The organism is Streptomonospora halophila (assembly GCF_039542725.1).
GTDB classification, from domain to species: domain Bacteria; phylum Actinomycetota; class Actinomycetes; order Streptosporangiales; family Streptosporangiaceae; genus Streptomonospora; species Streptomonospora halophila.
The window spans coordinates 18,359-34,274 of record NZ_BAABIK010000018.1 but is presented as its reverse complement, the minus strand read 5'-3'; the positions used below and the strand labels follow the sequence as shown (position 1 = coordinate 34,274).

The window sequence follows — 15,916 nt, the reverse complement described above, 5'->3', positions numbered from 1 at the left end:
AGAAGAGCACGGACCGCGCGAGCGGAGCGAGCGGCGACAAGGCGGACTCCGCCGGCCCGTCCGCCGGCTCCGGTCAGGCGTCGACCGCCGCGGAGGGCCCCGAGTCCCCGACGGCATCCGGCGGCTCGACCCCGAGCGGATCGGGCGCGTCGAGCAAGTCGAGTACCACGTCCACCAGCGCCGCCGGCGGCGGCAGCGGAGCGAAGAAGCCGGGACCGGCGGCGGACACGTCGACGAAGCCCGCCGACAAGAAGCCCGCCGACAAGTCGACAAGCGGTGCGGACAAGTCGACATCCGCCGGAAGCGCGTCGAGCACGTCCGCCGCCTCGTCTTCCTCGTCCTCTTCGTCGTCCTCGACCGGTTCCTCGGTCCCCTCGACGTCCTCGGCGTCGGCGAGCCGGGCTTCCACGACGTCGGCGGCTTCGTCGGCGCCGTCGTCCGGCTCGACCTCCTCCAGCGCATCGAAGTCCGCGGGCACCGGGACGGGATCCGCGGGCAGCGGGCCGTCGTCCGCGGGGTCGGCGAGCGAGTCCGGCGACACGTCGGCGAAGTCGAAAACACCGGCGTCGGGCAAGTCGTCCGTGTTCTCGGGCTCCGGTGCGTGGGGTTCCTCGGGCAAGTCGAAGTCCCCGGGCTCCTCCGCGGGCACGTCCGCCACGTCCGCGAGCCCCTCGAACAGCGGATCCACCGGGAAAACGGGTACTGACCCCCAAGGGGAACCGAGCAAGTCGAGCACACCGCGCGGTTCGGGGACCGCCGGCGCGTCGGCCTCGGCGGGAGATTCGGGCGGCGACAGCGGTTCGGCCGCGAGCACGTCCCCCGCGATGGCGAAGGCCGAGCAAAGGGGGGTGTCCATGATGGCGCCGAACGGACCCGCGACCACGGTCAAGGCAGCCAAGTCCACGCGCAAGGCCCACCTGGCGGTGAGCCGCGTGGAGCCGTGGTCGGTGATGCGGTTCAGCTTCGTCATCTCCCTGGTGTGCTTCATCATCCTCTTCGTCGCCGTGATCGTGCTCTACGGCATCCTGTCGGGGCTCGGCGTCTTCGACGCGATCACCGACCTGATCAGCTCCCTCACCGAGGGAGGCGAGGGCGACGAGCTCAACCTCCGCCCGGAGGAGTGGTTCTCGCCGGGACGCGTACTGGGCTACACCGGCCTGATCGGGGCCCTGAACATCATCCTCATCACGTCGCTGTCCACCATCGGCGCCATGCTCTACAACCTCGCGGCCGACCTGGTCGGCGGCGTGGACATCACCCTTTCCGAGTCCGAGTAAGACACCGGCACAGCGACCGCCCGAAGTCCCGAGCATCCCTGCCAAGGCGATAGGATCGAAGCGAGGAGAGGCCACCCGACGGGGTGGCCCGACCCTCCCGCCAGCACCCGAACCGGGTTCGCCCAGGTACACCGAGTGCGGTAGAGTTCCACCCGGAACGCGGGCGTATAGCTCAGTCGGTTAGAGCGCATCCCTGATAAGGATGAGGCCCCAGGTTCAAGTCCTGGTACGCCCACCCGCATAAGCTGCAAGAAGGCCCCTGCCGAATCACCGGCAGGGGCCTTCTTCATGGCTGCGTGCGCCACACAAGCGCCACAACCGAAGGCGAGGACTAGCGCGATACTCCGGCCGCGCCTCCTGAGAAGCGCTCGGGATGGGTGTCCGAGCGGTGGGGAGGCGGGCGGTGGTCCACGCCGCGCTCCGCTTCGCGGGTGTATGAGGGACTGGACTGTGCATGCGGTCGGCGGTTGCGGTGGGCCGGGCCGGGGCGCACGAGAGCCTTCTGACCGTCGGTGCCGATGTAGCGAGTCACACCGGGGTCAGAAGGCCCCTCCCGCTTCGACCGTCATGCCAGGCGTGTCGGCTGTCGGCGACGTGTCGGGACGTCACGTCTCGGTGCCGCTTCGCGGCTCGGGCACAGCGCCCAGCTGCTGCATCAGTGACTGCACGTCGATGTACTCACGTTCGCGGTACAGCTTCCCCTCGCTGACCTCGACCACGTTGCAGAACACCATCTCGATCCGGCGGCCCGTGGGCTGGAGCCCGTTGAACTCGCCCTGGTGAGTGCCGCGGACCCGGAGCTCGAAGACGGACACCTGCGGAGTCGGGGTCCAGCTGTGCATGACTTCGAGAGAGGCGTCGGGAAACGCGCTGGTGTAGCCCTCGGCGATGGCGACGGAGTCGTCCGCGCCCCGCTCCACCCCGTCAGAACCGGTAAAGACGTAGTCGGGGTGCATGAGCGCGCGAAGCCGCTCGTAGTCGTGCCTCATGGCCGCGTCGAACATGTCCTGGTGGATCGCCGCGGCCGTGGATGTGGGTGTCGGCGTCGACATGTGGCTCACCCCCTTCACGTAGAGCCACGCTCGCTCCCTACCCCCCGCATTAGGCGGCAGCCACGCCGGCGATCGATTTTGCGGGGATATGTACGGAAAACAGCCGGTGATTGTCGTCCCGCCCACGCCGCCCCACCCCGCCCCGGCCCCCGCTGCACTCGGCGGTGTGCGGCCGAGGTGCCATCCCGCCCTAAGGCACCGGGCGACTCGGCCGCCGATCGATTCGCCGACGTGTCGACATGGCGGTTTGCCGCGGACGGTGCCGGAGGCGGGCGGGGCCGTCGCCACCTCGGCCGCGGGCCGCGGGCCGCGCCGAAGACCGCCGCGGGCGCATCCGGCGCGGTCCTTCAGCGGGACCGGCGGGTGTTGAGGCGGGCCGCCTGGCGGGTCAGGTAGTCGCGTTCGGCGAGGTTGGGTGCCTTCCGGGCCGCTTCGGCGTACAACCGCGCCGCCGTCGCCGTGTCTCCGTCGCGCTCGTGGAGGTAGGCCGCCACCGCGGCGTGGCGGGGCAGCGTGTCGTCCAGTGCCGCAAGCGCCGCGAGTCCGGCGCGCGGGCCGCGGGCCTCGCCCACGGCCACCGCGCGGTTGAGCCGGACGATCGGGCTGTCGGTCAGGCGCGCGAGCTCGTCGTACCACTCGACGATCTGCACCCAGTCGGTCTCCTCGGCGGTAGGGGCGTCAGCGTGGAGTGCCGCGATGGCGGCCTGGGCCTGGAACTCGCCGAGTCGGTCGCGGGCGAGGGCCGCCTGCAGGATCGCGACCCCCTCGGCGATCGACCCGGTGTCCCACCGGCCGCGGTCCTGCTCGGCGAGCGGCACCAGGCAGCCGTCGGACGCGATCCGGGCGGCGCGCCGGGCGTGGTGGAGCAGCATGAGGGCGAGCAGCCCCGCCACCTCGGGATGGTCGAACGCGGCCGCGAGCCGCCGGGTGAGCCGGATGGCCTCGGCGGCGAGGTCGACGTCGCCGGAGTAGCCCTCGTTGAAGACCAGGTAGAGGACGCGCAGCACGGTGGCGACGTCGCCGGGCCGGTCGAACCGCACGCCGGAGACCGTGCGCTTAGCGCGGCTGATGCGCTGCGCCATGGTCGCCTCGGGCACCAGGTAGGCACGGGCGATCTGGCGGGTGGTCAGCCCGCCGACGGCGCGCAGCGTGAGTGCGACCGCCGACGACGGCGTCAGTGAGGGGTGGGCGCACAGGAAGTAGAGCTGGAGCGTGTCGTCCACTGCGGCCGCGGGCCCGGGCGCCGGCTCCTCGTCGACGAGGTCCTCGCGCCGGCGGCGGGCGCTGTCCGCGCGGGTAGCGTCGAGGAACCGGTTCCAGGCCACGGTGACCAGCCAGCCCTTCGGGTCCCGCGGCGGGTCGGGCTGCCAGACGCGGACCGCCTCGACCAGAGCGTCCTGCACGGCGTCCTCGGCCGCCGCGAAGCCGGCTCCGCGGCGGACGAGGATTCCGAGCACGCTCGGTGTGAGGCTCCGGATCAGGGCCTCGTTCATCCGAGGTCACTCCGTGGTCGTGGGGTGCGAGGTCAGGAACGGGCGCACCTCGAGCCACTCGTGGATCGGCTTTCCGCCCGCGCCGGGCGCGGCCGACAGCTCCCCGGCCAGCTCGACGGCGCGCTCATAGCTGTCGACGTCGATCACCATCCAGCCGGCGATGAGGTCCTTGGTCTCGGCGAAGGGGCCGTCGGTGACCGGCGGGCGCCCTTCGCCGTCGTACCGGACGAACATCCCCTCGGGGGCGAGCGCCTGGCCGTCGACGAACTCGCCGGTCCCCTCCAGCCGGTCTGCGAAGTCCTGCATGTACTGCATGTGCGCCGAGATCTCCTCCGGCGTCCACTGGTCCATGGGAACGTCGTTGACCGAAGCCGGAGCGCCTCGGTAGTGCTTGAGCAGCAAGTACTTGGCCATCGTGTCTCTCCCCGGTTCTGGTGCGACCCATTGTCGCCGCGTTCACCCCGGGGACGGAGCCGGTCGCGGATTCTCGACATCGCGCCGGAGATTTTTTTGCCCGCGGACGGGCCCGGGTGAACCGTCGCCCGGTCTCCGGCCCGCGGCGCGCAGCGGGCGCGACCCGACGGGCCGACGGGCCCTTCCCCACCTCAACACCGCTCCCCGAGCGCGGCAAGCGACCTCTTGCGTGCGCCCGACATGCCGACGCGCCGACACGGCGACGTGCCGACGTGTCGACATGGCGGCTTGTCGCCGATGGCCACGGAGCAGCCGCGATCAGCGCGGTCCTCCGCGTCGTTCCATGACCCGCGAAAGCCCGTGAGTCCGTGATGACGAACGATCCGCGGCGCCGACGCGGGCGCCGACCGACATCGACGGCGCTCCGATCACCGCTGAGCGACGCGAACACCGTCCTCAGGAGTACACACCGGCCGCACCCGGCCATCGCCTACGCGCCCGCGCTCCCATCCGTATCGTCAAAACCCCAGCTCAGAAAGGACTCCCCCATGGCCGCCCCCGATGCCCCGCAGCAGTCCGCGGTGCCGAGTTCACCCCGCGCCCGTCCCCGATGGATCATCCCCGCGATCGCTGTCGTGGCCGCGTTCGTCATCGGATGCGGTACCGGATGGCTCTCCTACCAGCGCTATTTGACCGCCGGATTCGAACAGGCGGCTCAGAACCTCCAACAGGACCTCGGCCAAGGCGCCGGCGCAGCCCCGGAACAGGAGCAGGCGGGCGAGGCCGAGCCCGCCGGGCCGCCGGATCCCACCTCGCCCAGCGACGGCCTGTTCGAGTACACGATCACCGGAATCGAGGCGGCCGACAGCTACAACGACCAGGACTGCATGGGCACCTACCAGCCCGCCGACGGCGCCCGGTTCCTGGTGATGGACATCGAGGCCGAGAACGTCGGCAAGTCCGCGAGCATGCCCGCCGTCGACCCCGGCGAGGTGCGCGGCTACTCCGCGGACGGGCGGTCCTTCGAAACGCACACGGAGATCTGCACCTTCGCCGACGAGATCAACCCCGGCACCTCGACCGGCTACGACGTGGTGTTCGAGGTGCCGGCGGACGTCGCGTTCGCGGTCATCGAGTTGGCGTCGTACGAGGCGCCGGAAGTCGCCGTCGTCGAAGCGCCGTAGGGCCCGGCGGAACGCCGCACCGCCGCCTTCGAGCGGGACGGCGTTCCGCACGGCCGCCGATCGATTCGGCGACGTGTCGACATGGCGGCTTGTCGCGCGTGGCGGTCCGCGGTCCCGGCACGAGCCCCCGTGGACGGCCGGAAGAGGGCTCTGCCTCAGCCGTCGCCCTGGATCATGGCGAGGGTGAGGACGCCCCCTCCGATCCCCCAGCCTCCGTCGGGTACCTCCTCGATGAGCACCATCGTGGTGGGCCGGGCCCGCTCGCCGTAGATCTCGGCGTAGAGGTCGGTGGTGCGGTGGACGATGCGCTCCTTCTCCTCCGCGCTCAGGGATCCGGCGGGGACCTTGAAGTTCGCGTACGGCACTGCGTGCTCTCCTTCCGCTGGGGTTCGCCGTCGCGCTCCCGCGACGGCGCTGCGCTGCCTCGGCGGCTGCGCTCAGACGATGCCGCCGTTGGCCCGGACCACCTGGCCGTTGATCCAGTGCCCCCGCGGGCCGGCGAGGAAGGCGGCGACCTCGGCGATGTCCGCGGGCGTGCCGAGCCGCTCCAGCGGCGGCCGGGCGGCAAGCCGGGCGACGGTCTCGTCGTCCTTTCCGTCCAGGAACAGATCGGTGGCGGTCGGGCCGGGGGCGATGGCGTTGACGGTGACGTCCCTGCCGCGAAGCTCGCGCGCCAGGACCCTCGTCAGCGCCTCGACCGCCCCCTTGCTGGCGCTGTAGGCGCCGTACTCGGGAAAGGCGAGGCCGACCACCGAGGTCGAGAACGTGATGAGCGCGCCGCCGCTCCGCAGGCGCCGCGCGGCCTGCTGCGCGACGACGAACGTGCCGCGGATGTTGGTGCGGTGCAGGTCGTCCAGGACGTCGAGGTCCAGGTCGGCGACGCTCGACAGGGCGAACCGGGCCGCGGCGTGCACCACGGCGTCCACACCGCCGAACGCGGTCTCGGCCGCGTCGAAGAGTTCCGAGACGTCGGTCTCGTCGGCGACGTCGGCCCGAACGGCGATCGCCCGCCCGCCGGCCTTCCGCACCGACGCGACCGCCTCGTCGGCAAGCTCGCTGGACGACGAGTAGGCGGCGGCGACGGCGAAGCCGTCGGCGGCGAGGCGGCCCGCGATCTCGCGGCCGATACCGCGCGAGCCTCCGGTCACGACGGCGACCCTGGGTTGTGACCCGGTCATGGTGCTACTCCGTTCTTGCGGCGACACCACGAGCCTGGAGCGCCCGGCGGCGGGTAGCCAGTAGGCCCTTCACCCTGGGGACGGCGTCCCCTGGCTGCCGCCGCGGAGAGGGCGGAGACTGAGGGCATGAACCTGGTTGAACTGGGAGCGTTCCTGAAGTCGCGGCGCGATCGGATCCGCCCTCCCGACGTCGGCCTGCCCGAGGGGCCGCGGCGCCGGGTCCCCGGCCTGCGCCGCGACGAGGTCGCGCGGCTGGCCGGCGCCTCGGTGGACTACTACACGGAGCTGGAGCGCGGCAGCGGCGCACAGCCCTCCGAGCAGATGGTGGCCGCGTTCGCCCGCGCGCTGCGGCTGACATGGGACGAGCGCGACCACCTGTACCACCTGGCGGGGCGGCCGGTCCCGCCCGCGGGCGGTCCGGCGTCGCACGTCCACCCCGGCATGCTGGACCTCCTCGACCGGCTCGCCGGCACACCCGCCCAGGTCATCACCGACCTGCACGTCACGCTCGTGCAGAACCCCCTCGCCGTCGCGCTGCTCGGCGCGGCCCCCGAACCGTCGGAGCCGCAAGCGAGCTTCGTCTACCGCTGGTTCGCCGACCCCGCGGCGCGCTCCCTGTACCCGGACGAGGACCACGCGCACCAGTCCCGGACGTTCGTCGCCGACCTGCGCGCCGCCGTCGCACGCCGGGGCGGGCGCGACGAGGAGGCCGCCCGGCTGGTGGCCGAGCTGCGGAACCGGAGCCCGGAGTTCGTCGCGCTGTGGGACCGGCACGAGGTCGCCGTCCGCCGCAACGACCGCAAGCGCATCGTCCACGCGGAGCTGGGCGTCGTCGAGGTCAACTGCCTCAACCTGGTCAGTGAGGACGGCCGCCAGCGCCTTCTGTGGTTCACTCCGGCGATCGGCACCGGCGCCGCGGAGCAGCTCGAACTGCTCTCCGTCCTCGGCACCCAGGGACTCGTCGACCGGCGGACCTGAGATGCGCGCGGCCCCCTGCCGGCACGCGGCAGGGGGCCGTCGGTCTCAGAGGTGCGGGACCGCCGGCGCTAGCCGCCCTGGCCGCCGCAGCCGAGGCAGTCGGTGCTGAACACGGTCTCGCCCCCGACCTTTCCGGTGAACTCGCCCTGGACACCGTTGGTGAAGTCGGTGTCGCCGCTGTCGAAGGAGCCGGTGAACGCGACGTCGGCCCCCTGCTGTGTCGTCCCGCTGCAGTCCGCCGAGAACTTGCCTTCCTTGGCCTCCTCGACCTGGCAGTCGAGCTCCCCCTCGATGGGGAAGCCCGCTGACGCGAACGCGTCCTCGGCGGCGATGCGCAGCCCTTCGGCCGCGACCCCGCCGAAGAGCGCCTCCCGCTGTTCGGGGGTGCAGCCGACAAGCGCCGCCCCGACCGCCAGGGCCGCGACGGCCGTAGCCGCCATCCCATTCCGCATGCGTCCCGTTCCCGAGCTCATCATGGGCACAGCGTATTCGGAAAAGCCGCTTGCGCCAGGAGACCAGGTCACCCGGCCAGCTGCGCGGACATGAACCGGGCCCGCTCCGCCACCGGCGCTCGGGGCAGCTCGACCAGGTCGTAGCCGTACTCCGTGTAGGCGTCGACCATCGCGGCGTGGGTGCGCTCGGCTTCGTCGGGGGACTGGCGGCGTTCGGTGTCGGTCCGGTAGATCTCCGGCCACGGCGGGGCGATGAAGACCGTGCGGTGATAGCGGAAGCGGCGGGCGGCCGCGTGCACGTGCTCGGGCACCGGGCGGCCCGCGACGCGCAGGTATCCGGCGACGTCGACGACGCCCCGGTCGAACAGCACGGTCGCGCCGAATGCCGCCGCGAGGCCGTGCGCGCGTATCTCCCAGGACAGCATCACCTCGGCGAACAGGTCCGGGTCCCTCCAGGGCAGGGCGCGGCCGCCGATGGCGGTCTGGTCGCGGATGACGGCGCGTCCCACCTCCGGCGAGGAGGCGAACCCCAGCGCGCCGAGGTGCTCGATCAGCGTGCTCTTGCCTGAGCCGGGTCCGCCGGTGATGACGACGGAGCGTTCGGGGCCGGTGGTCATGTGGTCCTATCTCCGTTCCGGGCGTGCCGATCCCGTGATCGGCGTGCTCCTGCGGGGGTCTCGTTCGGACGTGCGGGTGTCGGCCTGTCGGCATGCGGATGTGTCGCCGTGTCGCCGTTTCGCCCCGGCCGGTCGGCCGCGCGCTGCCACGGCGCTTCCCGGCGCGGGCGCGGACGGGCGGATCGGGCGGATCGGGCGCATGTCGACGTGGTGACATGACGACCCCGGCCGATCCGTCGTCGCGTGTCCCGGCGGCCGGTCGCCCCCGCTCGCGGAGCGAGAGTCGCCATGTCGATGCGGCGACGTGGAGACGCGCGCCGCCCGCCGTCCTGCTCCGCGCTCCGGGGGGTCGGGGACACCTCCGCGGGCGCCCTCAGCGCGGCAGTGTGTCGCTCCTGCTCTGCAGGAACGCCTGCTCGGCGGCGTTGTCCGTGCGGGCGCGCGCCGCGGCGTAGGCCTCGGCGGCCTCGCCGGTGCGGCCGAGGCGGCGGAGGAGATCGGCCCGGACCGCGTGGAAGATGTGGTGCCCGCCGAGGTCGAGGCCGTCGACGACATCCAGGGCCGCCGCCGGTCCCCGGGTCTCGGCGAGCGCCGCTGCGCGGTGCAGGGCGACGATCGGCGTCGGCGTGAGGGCGTAGAGCCGGTCGTACAGCTGCACGATCTGCTCCCAGTCGGTGGCGGCGGCGGTTGCGGCGTCGCTGTGCACGGCGCTGATCGCCGCCTGGACCTGGTACGGCCCCGGAGCCCCGCGGCGCAGGCAGCGGCGCACCAGCGCCTGGCCCTCGGCGATGAGGGCGGCGTCCCACCGGCCGCGGTCCTGCTCGGACAGCGGCACCAGGGAGCCGTCGGCGGCGGTGCGCGCGGGCCGGCGCGACTCGGTGAGCAGCATCAGCGCCAGAAGGCCCCACACCTCGGGTTCGTCGGGCATCAGCTCGGCCAGCAGCCGGCCCAGGCGCACCGCCTCGGCGCAGAGGTCGTCGCGGACGAGCTCCGGCCCGGAGGTCGCCGCGTAGCCCTCGTTGAAGATGAGGTAGACGACGGCCAGCACGTGGCGCAGCCGGTCCGGCAGGTCGGCGTCGCGGGGTACACGATAGGGGATGCGCGCGTCCCTGATCTTGCTCTTGGCCCTGACCAGCCGTTGGGCCATCGTGGCCTCGGGCACCAGGAAGGCGCGGGCGATCTCGGCCGTGGTCAGGCCGCCCAGCAGCCGCAGCGCGAGGGCGACCCGCGCGTTCGGCGAGAGCGCGGGGTGGCAGCAGACGAAGACCAGGCGCAGGCGGTCGTCGTGCACGGGACCCTCCTCGGGCGGCCCGTCGGGGTCGTGCAGCAGGGCCGCCTGCGCGTGCCGCTGCGCCCGCAGCGCGTCGCTGCGCAGCCGGTCAACGGCGCGGTTGCGGGCGGTGGTGATGATCCAGCCGGCCGGCCGCGGCGGCAGGCCCCGCGCGGGCCAGTGCCGCAGCGCGGCGGCGAAGGCCTCCTGGACCGCCTCCTCGGCGAGGTCGATGTCGCCGAAGCGGCGAACCAGGACGGCTACCGCGCGGGCGTGCTCCTCGCGGAAGACGCGCTCGACCTCCGCGGGTGAGACCGCCGGACCGCGGGTACTCACCCGCAGCTTCCCCCCTGCATCGGCCGGACCTCGATCGGCAGCGTCGTGGCGCGGGCCAGTTTGCGGCCCCACTCCAGCGCGGCGTCCAGGTCGTCGGCCGCGACGACGGTGAACCCGCCGATGTGCTCCTTGCCCTCCGCGAAGGGACCGTCGGTCATGGTCGCCTCGTCGCCCCGGGCCCGCACCACCGTGGCGGTGGACGCCTCGTGCAGGCCTCCGGCGAACACCCATGCGCCGGCGTCGCGCATCTCCTGGTCGACCGCCGCCACCTCGCGCATGATCGGGTCGAGCACGTCGGGCTCCGGGGCGGGTCCGTCGGGCTGGTAGATGCTGAGCAGGTAGTGGGCCATGACGCTCCTCCTCGGGCTTCGGGGCCGGTCCTCGTTCCGGCCTCTCACCCCCTACACGATCAGGGTGCCCGCGGATCGACACCGCGCCCTGAAATCCGCGGGAGGAATCCGCGCGAGCGGCCCGGGACGCGCCGCCGGACGCGGAGGCGGCGCCGCCGAACCGGGCCCGCCGGCCCGTCGACCTGCCGATACGCCGACTCGTCGCCGTATCCCCATGTCGACAGGGAACCCCGCCGCGCCGGTGCTGCGAACCCGTCCGACGCGGGGACGGCACCGCGCTCGTCCGCCCCGCGTCCGCGTGCCGCCCGGCGCTCAGCCGTGCAGGGCGACCCGCGCCTCGACCCCGTCCGGCCAGGTGAGGACGGCACCCCCCGCCTCGATCCGCACCCGCGGCCGCGGCGCGGCCGCCGCCTCGGCGCCCAGCCGCACCAGGCAGGCCATGACCTCGCCGGGTGCGACGTCGGCGCACACCCAGGGCACCGCGGTCTCCCCCTCCAGCGGGCCGGCGTCGCCCAGGTGCTCGGTGCCCGACACGAGCCCGGCGTGGTCGGTCAGCGCCTCAACCGAGGTTGCGGGTCCGTGTTCGCGCAGGACCGGCCAGCCGCCCACACGCAGCCGCCACCCGCGGCCGTCCGGCGCCGGCTCGTCGCCGACGCGTACGAGGCGCACCTCGTCCGGGCCGCGCACCGCGGACCAGACCTCCAGTGTCGGGCCCGGACGCGCCGTTCCCGGCCGGCCCGACCCGTGGTCGCGGCCGGTGTCCTGCGAGGGATCGATCCAGTGCGCCCGCCAGCGCGAACCGGCCGTGGCGACCGCGCCCTCGTGGAACACCCCGAGCGCGGTGAAGCCGGTGCGGTGCGTGGCCGCGCCGGAGGAGTCGAGCACCGCGACGCTGTTGTCCAACGGGGCGTCGCGGGTGCCTCCCACCAGCGGCGGGACGGTGGCCGACGAGTATCCCAGGCGTGCGTACAGCGGAGAGTCGGTGAGCACGTCGCCTTCGCGCGCGTGGTCCGTCCCGTGGTTGACGATGCGCGCGATGCCGTCGCCGGGGTCGGTGCCGATGATCCAGCCCGGCGCCCGCACGGTGCGCTGGAGGCCGCCGTCCTCCGCCGGAAGCGGTTCCTCGCGGGCCGTCCACACCGGGTGGTCGGGTGGCAGGACCAGGCCGAAGAACCCTTTGGCCGCCCAGTAGGGCGAACCGCCTCCCGAGTAGGTCTGCCTCATCGACGGCCAGGCGCGGTGCCAGCCCAGCGACAGCAGGCCGCCGTCGAGGGCGCCGTTGTCGTGGAAGTGCCGCAGGATTCCCGAGGCGGCACGGCGGATGCGCCCGGGCGCAAGCGCGGTCGCGCCGCTCCAGGCGCCGACCCACAGCGGGGCCGCGGCCGCCATGCGGTAGATCAGGCTGCGGCCCTGGAGCACCGGGGAGCCGTCGGCGCCGATCAGCCCGATGTAGTCGTCCAGGAACCGCGACAGGTCCCGGCGCCAGCCATCGACCAGTTCCGCGCGGGGCCGCTCGGCCGCGAGGGACGCCCACACCAGCGGGTAGAAGTGCAGCGCCCAGCCGCAGTAGTAGTCGTAGGAGCGCTCCTGGCCGTCGGAGTACCAGCCGTCGGCGCGGGCCAGGCCGGCGTGTACCGCCAGGCCGGCGTCGATGTCGGCGCGGCTCCACCGGCCTCCGGCCGAGCGGAGGAACTCCTCGGCCATGACCTGGAACCACACCCAGTTGATGGGCGGGTAGGACTCGCCCACCACCGCCGACATCCACTCCAGCACCCGGTCGCGCTCCTGCCGGCGCATCCGGTCCCACAGCCAGGGCCGGGTCAGCATGAGCACCAGGGCGACCGAGGCCGCCTCGACCTTCGCCTGGCCCAGCTCGTCGGGCCGGGGCCAGCGCTCGGCACTGTCGGGATCGGTTCCGGCGGCGAGGCCGCGGCGGTACCAGTCCAGGAACCCGTGCGGGTCCTCGCCGCCGTGGCCCGCGACGAGGAACCCGGCGAGCAGGAAGGTGCGGGCGAAGCCTTCGAGCCCGTCGCTGGCGGCGCCGCTCGAACTGGCGGGGCCCGGCAGGTCGATGCGGGCGTGGCGGGGCGAGGCGTAGGGGCGGACGCTCAGCAGCAGGTTCTCGGCGACGGCGACCCAGTGGGCGCGGGTCCAGCCGGTGTAGGGGGAGAGGTCCGGGTCCTCGGGCGGGAGCCGTGCGGCGGGGGCGCTCATGCGGTCACTCCGTAGGTGTCCGGCGTGATCGGGTGCTCGGCGGGCCGCCCGGTGCGGTACCGGTCGAGCTCGTCGAGGGCGGCGACGGCCATGCGCTCGGTCTCGGAGTCCAGGGAGCCGGCGATGTGCGGTGTGATCACGACGTTCTCGCAGTCGTAGAGCACGGAGTCGTCGGGCAGCGGTTCGGGCTCGGTCACGTCGAGCACCGCGTAGAGGCGGCCCGAACTGCATTCCCGTTCCAGCGCGGCCGTGTCCACGAGCCCCCCGCGCGCGGTGTTGATCAGCGTCGCCCCGTCGGGCAGCAGCGCCAGGGCCGCGGCGTCGATCATCCGGCGGGTGGCCGGCAGCAGCGGGGCGTGCAGGCTGAGAACGTCGGCCCGCGGGTAGGCCTCCCGGGCCGTCGTGAGGCGGGCGCCGAAGGCGGCGACCTCGTCGCCGTCGGCGTAGGGGTCGACGACCAGGACGTCGAGGTCGAACGGTTCGAGCAGCCGCCCCAGCAGGCGCCCGACCCGGGACCAGCCGACCAGGCAGACGGTCCTGCCGCGGTTGGACAGCGGGCCGCGGGCGGAGGCGTAGGACCACTGCGACCGGAAGGCCCGTGCGTCGCGCGCCAAGAACGGAACGCGCTTTCCGCAGGCGAGGATCATCGCCAGCGTGTACTCCGCGACGGGGATCGCGTTGGCCGAGGCCGCCGTGGTCACCCGGATGCCCCGGTCGAGCAGCGCGGGCGGCACGTGCCCGCGCACACTGCCGGCGGCGTGCAGGACGGCGCGCAGCCGCGGCGCGCGGGCGAGCACCTCGTCGGTGATGGGTGGGCAGCCCCAGGACGTCAGCAGCACCTCGCAGCCGGCGAGCCGCTCGCGGGCTCCCGGCTGGTCGAAGGAGTCGATCCGCAGGGGTTCGCCCAGCTCGGCGGACTCCCGCAGGCGGGCGAGAACGGTCGGGGTGAACTGGAGGTCGAAGGTCCGCCGGTCCATGGCCAGCAGCGTGCGCGGTCGGTCGCCCGGTCCGCCGCCGGGGCGCGGGGGGTCGTTAGCGGTCTGGTCGCCAAGGCTCATCAGTGCCTGCCATCTGCTTGTGCCGTGCGTCCGGTCGCCTGTCCGACGTCGTGGTCGTTGCCGGATCTTGACTGTGGCATAGACCATACTTAATGTGGAAAGCGCATTCCATACGGAATGTACACCATCGCCGAGCGGGCCCGCCTTCGTCGGTCCCACACGAGGAGGAGTGATGGGCGCCGTCTCAGCACCCGCCGCACCGCAGAGGCGGCCGGCCCGGGACTGGACCGGGCTGGCGTTCGTGGCCCCGTTCCTGCTGGTCTTCGGAATCGGAGTGGTGGCGCCGCTGGTCTACGCCTCCGGCCTGAGCCTGTACCGGGACCAGCTGATCGGCGGCCGGTCCTTCGTCGGCCTGGAGAACTACGTCGACGTCGCCACCGACCCGCGGTTCCTCGACGGCATCGGCCGGGTCGGGCTGTTCCTGGCCGTCCAGGTGCCGATCATGATCGGGCTCGCCCTGCTCGTCGCGCTCGTGCTCGACTCGGGGCGCGTGCGCGGCATGCGGTTCATGCGCCTCAGCATCTTCATGCCCTACGCCGTCCCCTCGGTCGTGGCGGCGCTGATGTGGGGGTTCATCTACGGAGACCAGTTCGGACTGGTCGGTCAGCTGAACGACGCCACCGGACTCTCGCTGGCCGGCCCCCTGTCGCAGACGTGGGTGCTGCCCGCCATCGGCAACGTGGTCACCTGGGAGTTCGTCGGCTACAACATGCTGATCCTCTACGCGGCGCTGCGCGCGGTCCCCGAAGAGCTCTACGAGGCGGCCGACATCGACGGCGCGGGCGAGGTCCGCAAGGCGTTCAGCGTCAAGCTCCCCGCGCTGCGCCCCGCCCTGTGGGTGGCGACGCTGTTCTCGATCATCGGCAGCTTCCAGCTCTTCAACGAGCCCAACGTGCTGCAGTCGCTCGCGCCGGGCTCCATCAGCACGCACTTCACCCCGAACATGTACGCCTACCAGCTGGCCTTCAACGCCAACCAGGTCACCTACTCCGCAGCGGTCGCCGTCGTGCTCGGGCTGATCACGGTCGTGGTCGCCTACGCGGCCCAGCGGATGACCGCGCGCCGGGAGACCCGATGAGCAACACGGCCACCACCCCCTCAGCCACCGCGGGCGGGCCGGCGCCCGCGCCCGACGCGCCCGGGCCGCCGCGTGCGCGCCGCCCCTCGCGCGGGCCGCGGAAGCCGCGCACCAACCCGGTCCTGCAGGCGCTCATGGTCCTCATGGTCGCCTACACGCTGCTGCCGCTCTACTGGCTCACGGTCAACGCGACCAAGTCCAACGGCGAGCTGTTCCGGTCCAACGGGCTGTGGCTGGGCTCGGAGATCTCCCTGTGGGACAACATCGTCGCCACCGTGACCTACCAGGACGGCATCTACCTCACGTGGCTGTTCAACACGGCGCTGTACTCGGTGGTCGGCGCCGTGGGCGCGACGGTCATCTGCGCCTGGGGCGGCTACGCGCTGGCCAAGTTCGACTTCCCGACCAAGCGCCTGGTGCGGGCGGTCGTCTTCGGCGCGATCACCATCCCCGCGACAGCACTGGCGGTGCCGACCTTCCTGCTCTTCGCCGAGCTGGGGATCACCAACACCCGCTTGGCGATCATCGTTCCGGCCCTGGTCAGCCCCTTCGGGCTCTACCTGATGACCGTGTTCGCCGCCGACTCCGTGCCCGACTCGCTACTGGACGCGGCGAAGATCGACGGCGCGAACGCCTGGACGACGTTCTGGCGCGTGTCCTTCCGGCTGATGGCCCCCGGATTCGCGACGGTGCTGCTGTTCAACCTCGTGCACACCTGGAACAACTACTTCCTGCCGCTCATCATGCTCAACGACCCGTCCCTGTATCCGCTCACCGTGGGCCTGAACCAGCTCAACAACCAGGTCACCACCGGGGCCAATCTCGAGCCCGTCTACAACGTCGTCCTCACCGGATCCCTGCTGGCGATCATTCCGCTGATCGCCTCCTTCCTGTTCCTCCAGCGGTTCTGGCAGTCCGGCCTTGCCGCGGGGAGCGTCAAGCAGTAACCCCATCGCGAAGGATTG

At 72.7% G+C, this 15,916-nt stretch carries 17 protein-coding genes and 1 tRNA gene; 6 read left to right on the top strand and 12 right to left on the bottom strand.

Annotated elements, in window-relative coordinates:
• Positions 1-73: 73 nt before the first annotated feature.
• Complete coding sequence (locus ABEA15_RS16010) at positions 74-856, bottom strand: hypothetical protein (RefSeq protein WP_345557242.1); 783 nt, start codon at positions 854-856, stop codon at positions 74-76.
• Between ABEA15_RS16010 and ABEA15_RS16005 the strand changes: the two genes are divergently transcribed.
• Both ABEA15_RS16005 and ABEA15_RS16000 read left to right on the top strand, forming a co-directional pair.
• On the top strand, positions 855-1,277 hold the full coding sequence (locus tag ABEA15_RS16005) for a DUF3566 domain-containing protein (RefSeq protein WP_345557241.1): 423 nt from the start codon (positions 855-857) through the stop codon (positions 1,275-1,277). The genes ABEA15_RS16010 and ABEA15_RS16005 overlap by 2 nt on opposite strands.
• 161 nt (positions 1,278-1,438) lie before the next feature.
• Positions 1,439-1,512: transfer RNA gene (locus tag ABEA15_RS16000), tRNA-Ile, on the top strand.
• A 370-nt stretch (positions 1,513-1,882) separates the two neighbouring features.
• On the opposite strand, the gene ABEA15_RS15995 is transcribed toward ABEA15_RS16000, so the two are convergent.
• The 3 genes from ABEA15_RS15995 to ABEA15_RS15985 all read right to left on the bottom strand — a co-directional run bounded on the left by ABEA15_RS15995 (position 1,883) and on the right by ABEA15_RS15985 (position 4,236).
• Entirely contained in the window at positions 1,883-2,329 is a 447-nt protein-coding gene (locus tag ABEA15_RS15995; protein WP_345557240.1) for an ester cyclase, read from the bottom strand.
• Between the two features lie 347 nt (positions 2,330-2,676).
• Positions 2,677-3,822, bottom strand: coding sequence for an RNA polymerase sigma factor (locus ABEA15_RS15990; RefSeq protein WP_345557239.1), 1,146 nt, complete (start codon positions 3,820-3,822; stop codon positions 2,677-2,679).
• 6 nt (positions 3,823-3,828) lie between these two features.
• Complete coding sequence (locus ABEA15_RS15985; protein WP_344148878.1) at positions 3,829-4,236, bottom strand: YciI family protein; 408 nt, start codon at positions 4,234-4,236, stop codon at positions 3,829-3,831.
• A 548-nt stretch (positions 4,237-4,784) separates the two neighbouring features.
• On the opposite strand from ABEA15_RS15985, the gene ABEA15_RS15980 reads away from it, so the two are divergent.
• A complete protein-coding gene (locus tag ABEA15_RS15980; protein ID WP_345557238.1) occupies positions 4,785-5,420 on the top strand; it encodes a hypothetical protein in 636 nt (211 codons plus the stop codon).
• Between the two features lie 155 nt (positions 5,421-5,575).
• Here the strand turns inward: ABEA15_RS15980 and ABEA15_RS15975 are convergent, their stop codons facing one another.
• Both ABEA15_RS15975 and ABEA15_RS15970 read right to left on the bottom strand, forming a co-directional pair.
• Entirely contained in the window at positions 5,576-5,785 is a 210-nt protein-coding gene (locus ABEA15_RS15975; RefSeq protein WP_344148875.1) for a tautomerase family protein, read from the bottom strand.
• Positions 5,786-5,857: 72 nt separating this feature from the next.
• Positions 5,858-6,598: an SDR family oxidoreductase gene (locus ABEA15_RS15970; RefSeq protein ID WP_345557237.1), complete on the bottom strand. Its 741-nt coding sequence runs from the start codon at positions 6,596-6,598 to the stop codon at positions 5,858-5,860.
• Positions 6,599-6,724: 126 nt separating this feature from the next.
• Between ABEA15_RS15970 and ABEA15_RS15965 the strand changes: the two genes are divergently transcribed.
• On the top strand, positions 6,725-7,576 hold the full coding sequence (locus tag ABEA15_RS15965; RefSeq protein WP_344148869.1) for a helix-turn-helix transcriptional regulator: 852 nt from the start codon (positions 6,725-6,727) through the stop codon (positions 7,574-7,576).
• A gap of 68 nt (positions 7,577-7,644) precedes the next feature.
• On the opposite strand, the gene ABEA15_RS15960 is transcribed toward ABEA15_RS15965, so the two are convergent.
• The 6 genes from ABEA15_RS15960 to ABEA15_RS15935 form a co-directional block, all read right to left on the bottom strand.
• Entirely contained in the window at positions 7,645-8,016 is a 372-nt protein-coding gene (locus ABEA15_RS15960; protein ID WP_345557236.1) for a hypothetical protein, read from the bottom strand.
• A gap of 80 nt (positions 8,017-8,096) precedes the next feature.
• Complete coding sequence (locus ABEA15_RS15955; RefSeq protein ID WP_345557235.1) at positions 8,097-8,645, bottom strand: AAA family ATPase; 549 nt, start codon at positions 8,643-8,645, stop codon at positions 8,097-8,099.
• Between the two features lie 373 nt (positions 8,646-9,018).
• A complete protein-coding gene (locus ABEA15_RS15950) occupies positions 9,019-10,251 on the bottom strand; it encodes an RNA polymerase sigma factor (protein WP_344148859.1) in 1,233 nt (410 codons plus the stop codon).
• Positions 10,248-10,601 (bottom strand): YciI family protein, encoded by a 354-nt coding sequence (locus tag ABEA15_RS15945; protein ID WP_345557234.1) that lies wholly within the window; start codon positions 10,599-10,601, stop codon positions 10,248-10,250. Before ABEA15_RS15945 ends, ABEA15_RS15950 begins: the two co-directional genes overlap by 4 nt.
• Before the next feature lie 312 nt (positions 10,602-10,913).
• Entirely contained in the window at positions 10,914-12,815 is a 1,902-nt protein-coding gene (locus ABEA15_RS15940) for a DUF2264 domain-containing protein (protein ID WP_345557233.1), read from the bottom strand.
• Positions 12,812-13,873: a hydroxyacid dehydrogenase gene (locus tag ABEA15_RS15935; RefSeq protein WP_345557232.1), complete on the bottom strand. Its 1,062-nt coding sequence runs from the start codon at positions 13,871-13,873 to the stop codon at positions 12,812-12,814. Before ABEA15_RS15935 ends, ABEA15_RS15940 begins: the two co-directional genes overlap by 4 nt.
• 172 nt (positions 13,874-14,045) lie before the next feature.
• Here ABEA15_RS15935 and ABEA15_RS15930 point away from each other — a divergent pair, with 172 nt between their 5' ends.
• Together ABEA15_RS15930 and ABEA15_RS15925 are read left to right on the top strand one after the other, a co-directional pair.
• The gene (locus tag ABEA15_RS15930; RefSeq protein WP_344148848.1) at positions 14,046-14,951 is read left to right on the top strand and encodes a carbohydrate ABC transporter permease; all 906 of its coding nucleotides are present in this window, start codon (positions 14,046-14,048) and stop codon (positions 14,949-14,951) included.
• On the top strand, positions 14,948-15,898 hold the full coding sequence (locus tag ABEA15_RS15925; RefSeq protein WP_345557231.1) for a carbohydrate ABC transporter permease: 951 nt from the start codon (positions 14,948-14,950) through the stop codon (positions 15,896-15,898). The genes ABEA15_RS15930 and ABEA15_RS15925 overlap by 4 nt, the downstream gene beginning before the upstream one ends.
• Positions 15,899-15,916 lie beyond the last annotated feature (18 nt).

What these genes read in the sequence shown, in the direction of transcription:
- ABEA15_RS15945 (WP_345557234.1), bottom strand. Translation starts at nt 10,601, where the DNA reads ATGGCCCACTACCTGCTCAGCATCTACCAGCCCGACGGACCCGCCCCG.
- ABEA15_RS15955 (WP_345557235.1), bottom strand. Translation starts at nt 8,645, where the DNA reads ATGACCACCGGCCCCGAACGCTCCGTCGTCATCACCGGCGGACCCGGC.
- ABEA15_RS15970 (WP_345557237.1), bottom strand. Translation starts at nt 6,598, where the DNA reads ATGACCGGGTCACAACCCAGGGTCGCCGTCGTGACCGGAGGCTCGCGC.
- ABEA15_RS15935 (WP_345557232.1), bottom strand. Translation starts at nt 13,873, where the DNA reads ATGAGCCTTGGCGACCAGACCGCTAACGACCCCCCGCGCCCCGGCGGC.
- ABEA15_RS16005 (WP_345557241.1), top strand. Translation starts at nt 855, where the DNA reads ATGATGGCGCCGAACGGACCCGCGACCACGGTCAAGGCAGCCAAGTCC.
- ABEA15_RS15990 (WP_345557239.1), bottom strand. Translation starts at nt 3,822, where the DNA reads ATGAACGAGGCCCTGATCCGGAGCCTCACACCGAGCGTGCTCGGAATC.
- ABEA15_RS15965 (WP_344148869.1), top strand. Translation starts at nt 6,725, where the DNA reads ATGAACCTGGTTGAACTGGGAGCGTTCCTGAAGTCGCGGCGCGATCGG.
- ABEA15_RS15960 (WP_345557236.1), bottom strand. Translation starts at nt 8,016, where the DNA reads ATGGCGGCTACGGCCGTCGCGGCCCTGGCGGTCGGGGCGGCGCTTGTC.
- ABEA15_RS15940 (WP_345557233.1), bottom strand. Translation starts at nt 12,815, where the DNA reads ATGAGCGCCCCCGCCGCACGGCTCCCGCCCGAGGACCCGGACCTCTCC.
- ABEA15_RS15930 (WP_344148848.1), top strand. Translation starts at nt 14,046, where the DNA reads ATGGGCGCCGTCTCAGCACCCGCCGCACCGCAGAGGCGGCCGGCCCGG.
- ABEA15_RS15985 (WP_344148878.1), bottom strand. Translation starts at nt 4,236, where the DNA reads ATGGCCAAGTACTTGCTGCTCAAGCACTACCGAGGCGCTCCGGCTTCG.
- ABEA15_RS15980 (WP_345557238.1), top strand. Translation starts at nt 4,785, where the DNA reads ATGGCCGCCCCCGATGCCCCGCAGCAGTCCGCGGTGCCGAGTTCACCC.
- ABEA15_RS15925 (WP_345557231.1), top strand. Translation starts at nt 14,948, where the DNA reads ATGAGCAACACGGCCACCACCCCCTCAGCCACCGCGGGCGGGCCGGCG.
- ABEA15_RS16010 (WP_345557242.1), bottom strand. Translation starts at nt 856, where the DNA reads ATGGACACCCCCCTTTGCTCGGCCTTCGCCATCGCGGGGGACGTGCTC.
- ABEA15_RS15995 (WP_345557240.1), bottom strand. Translation starts at nt 2,329, where the DNA reads ATGTCGACGCCGACACCCACATCCACGGCCGCGGCGATCCACCAGGAC.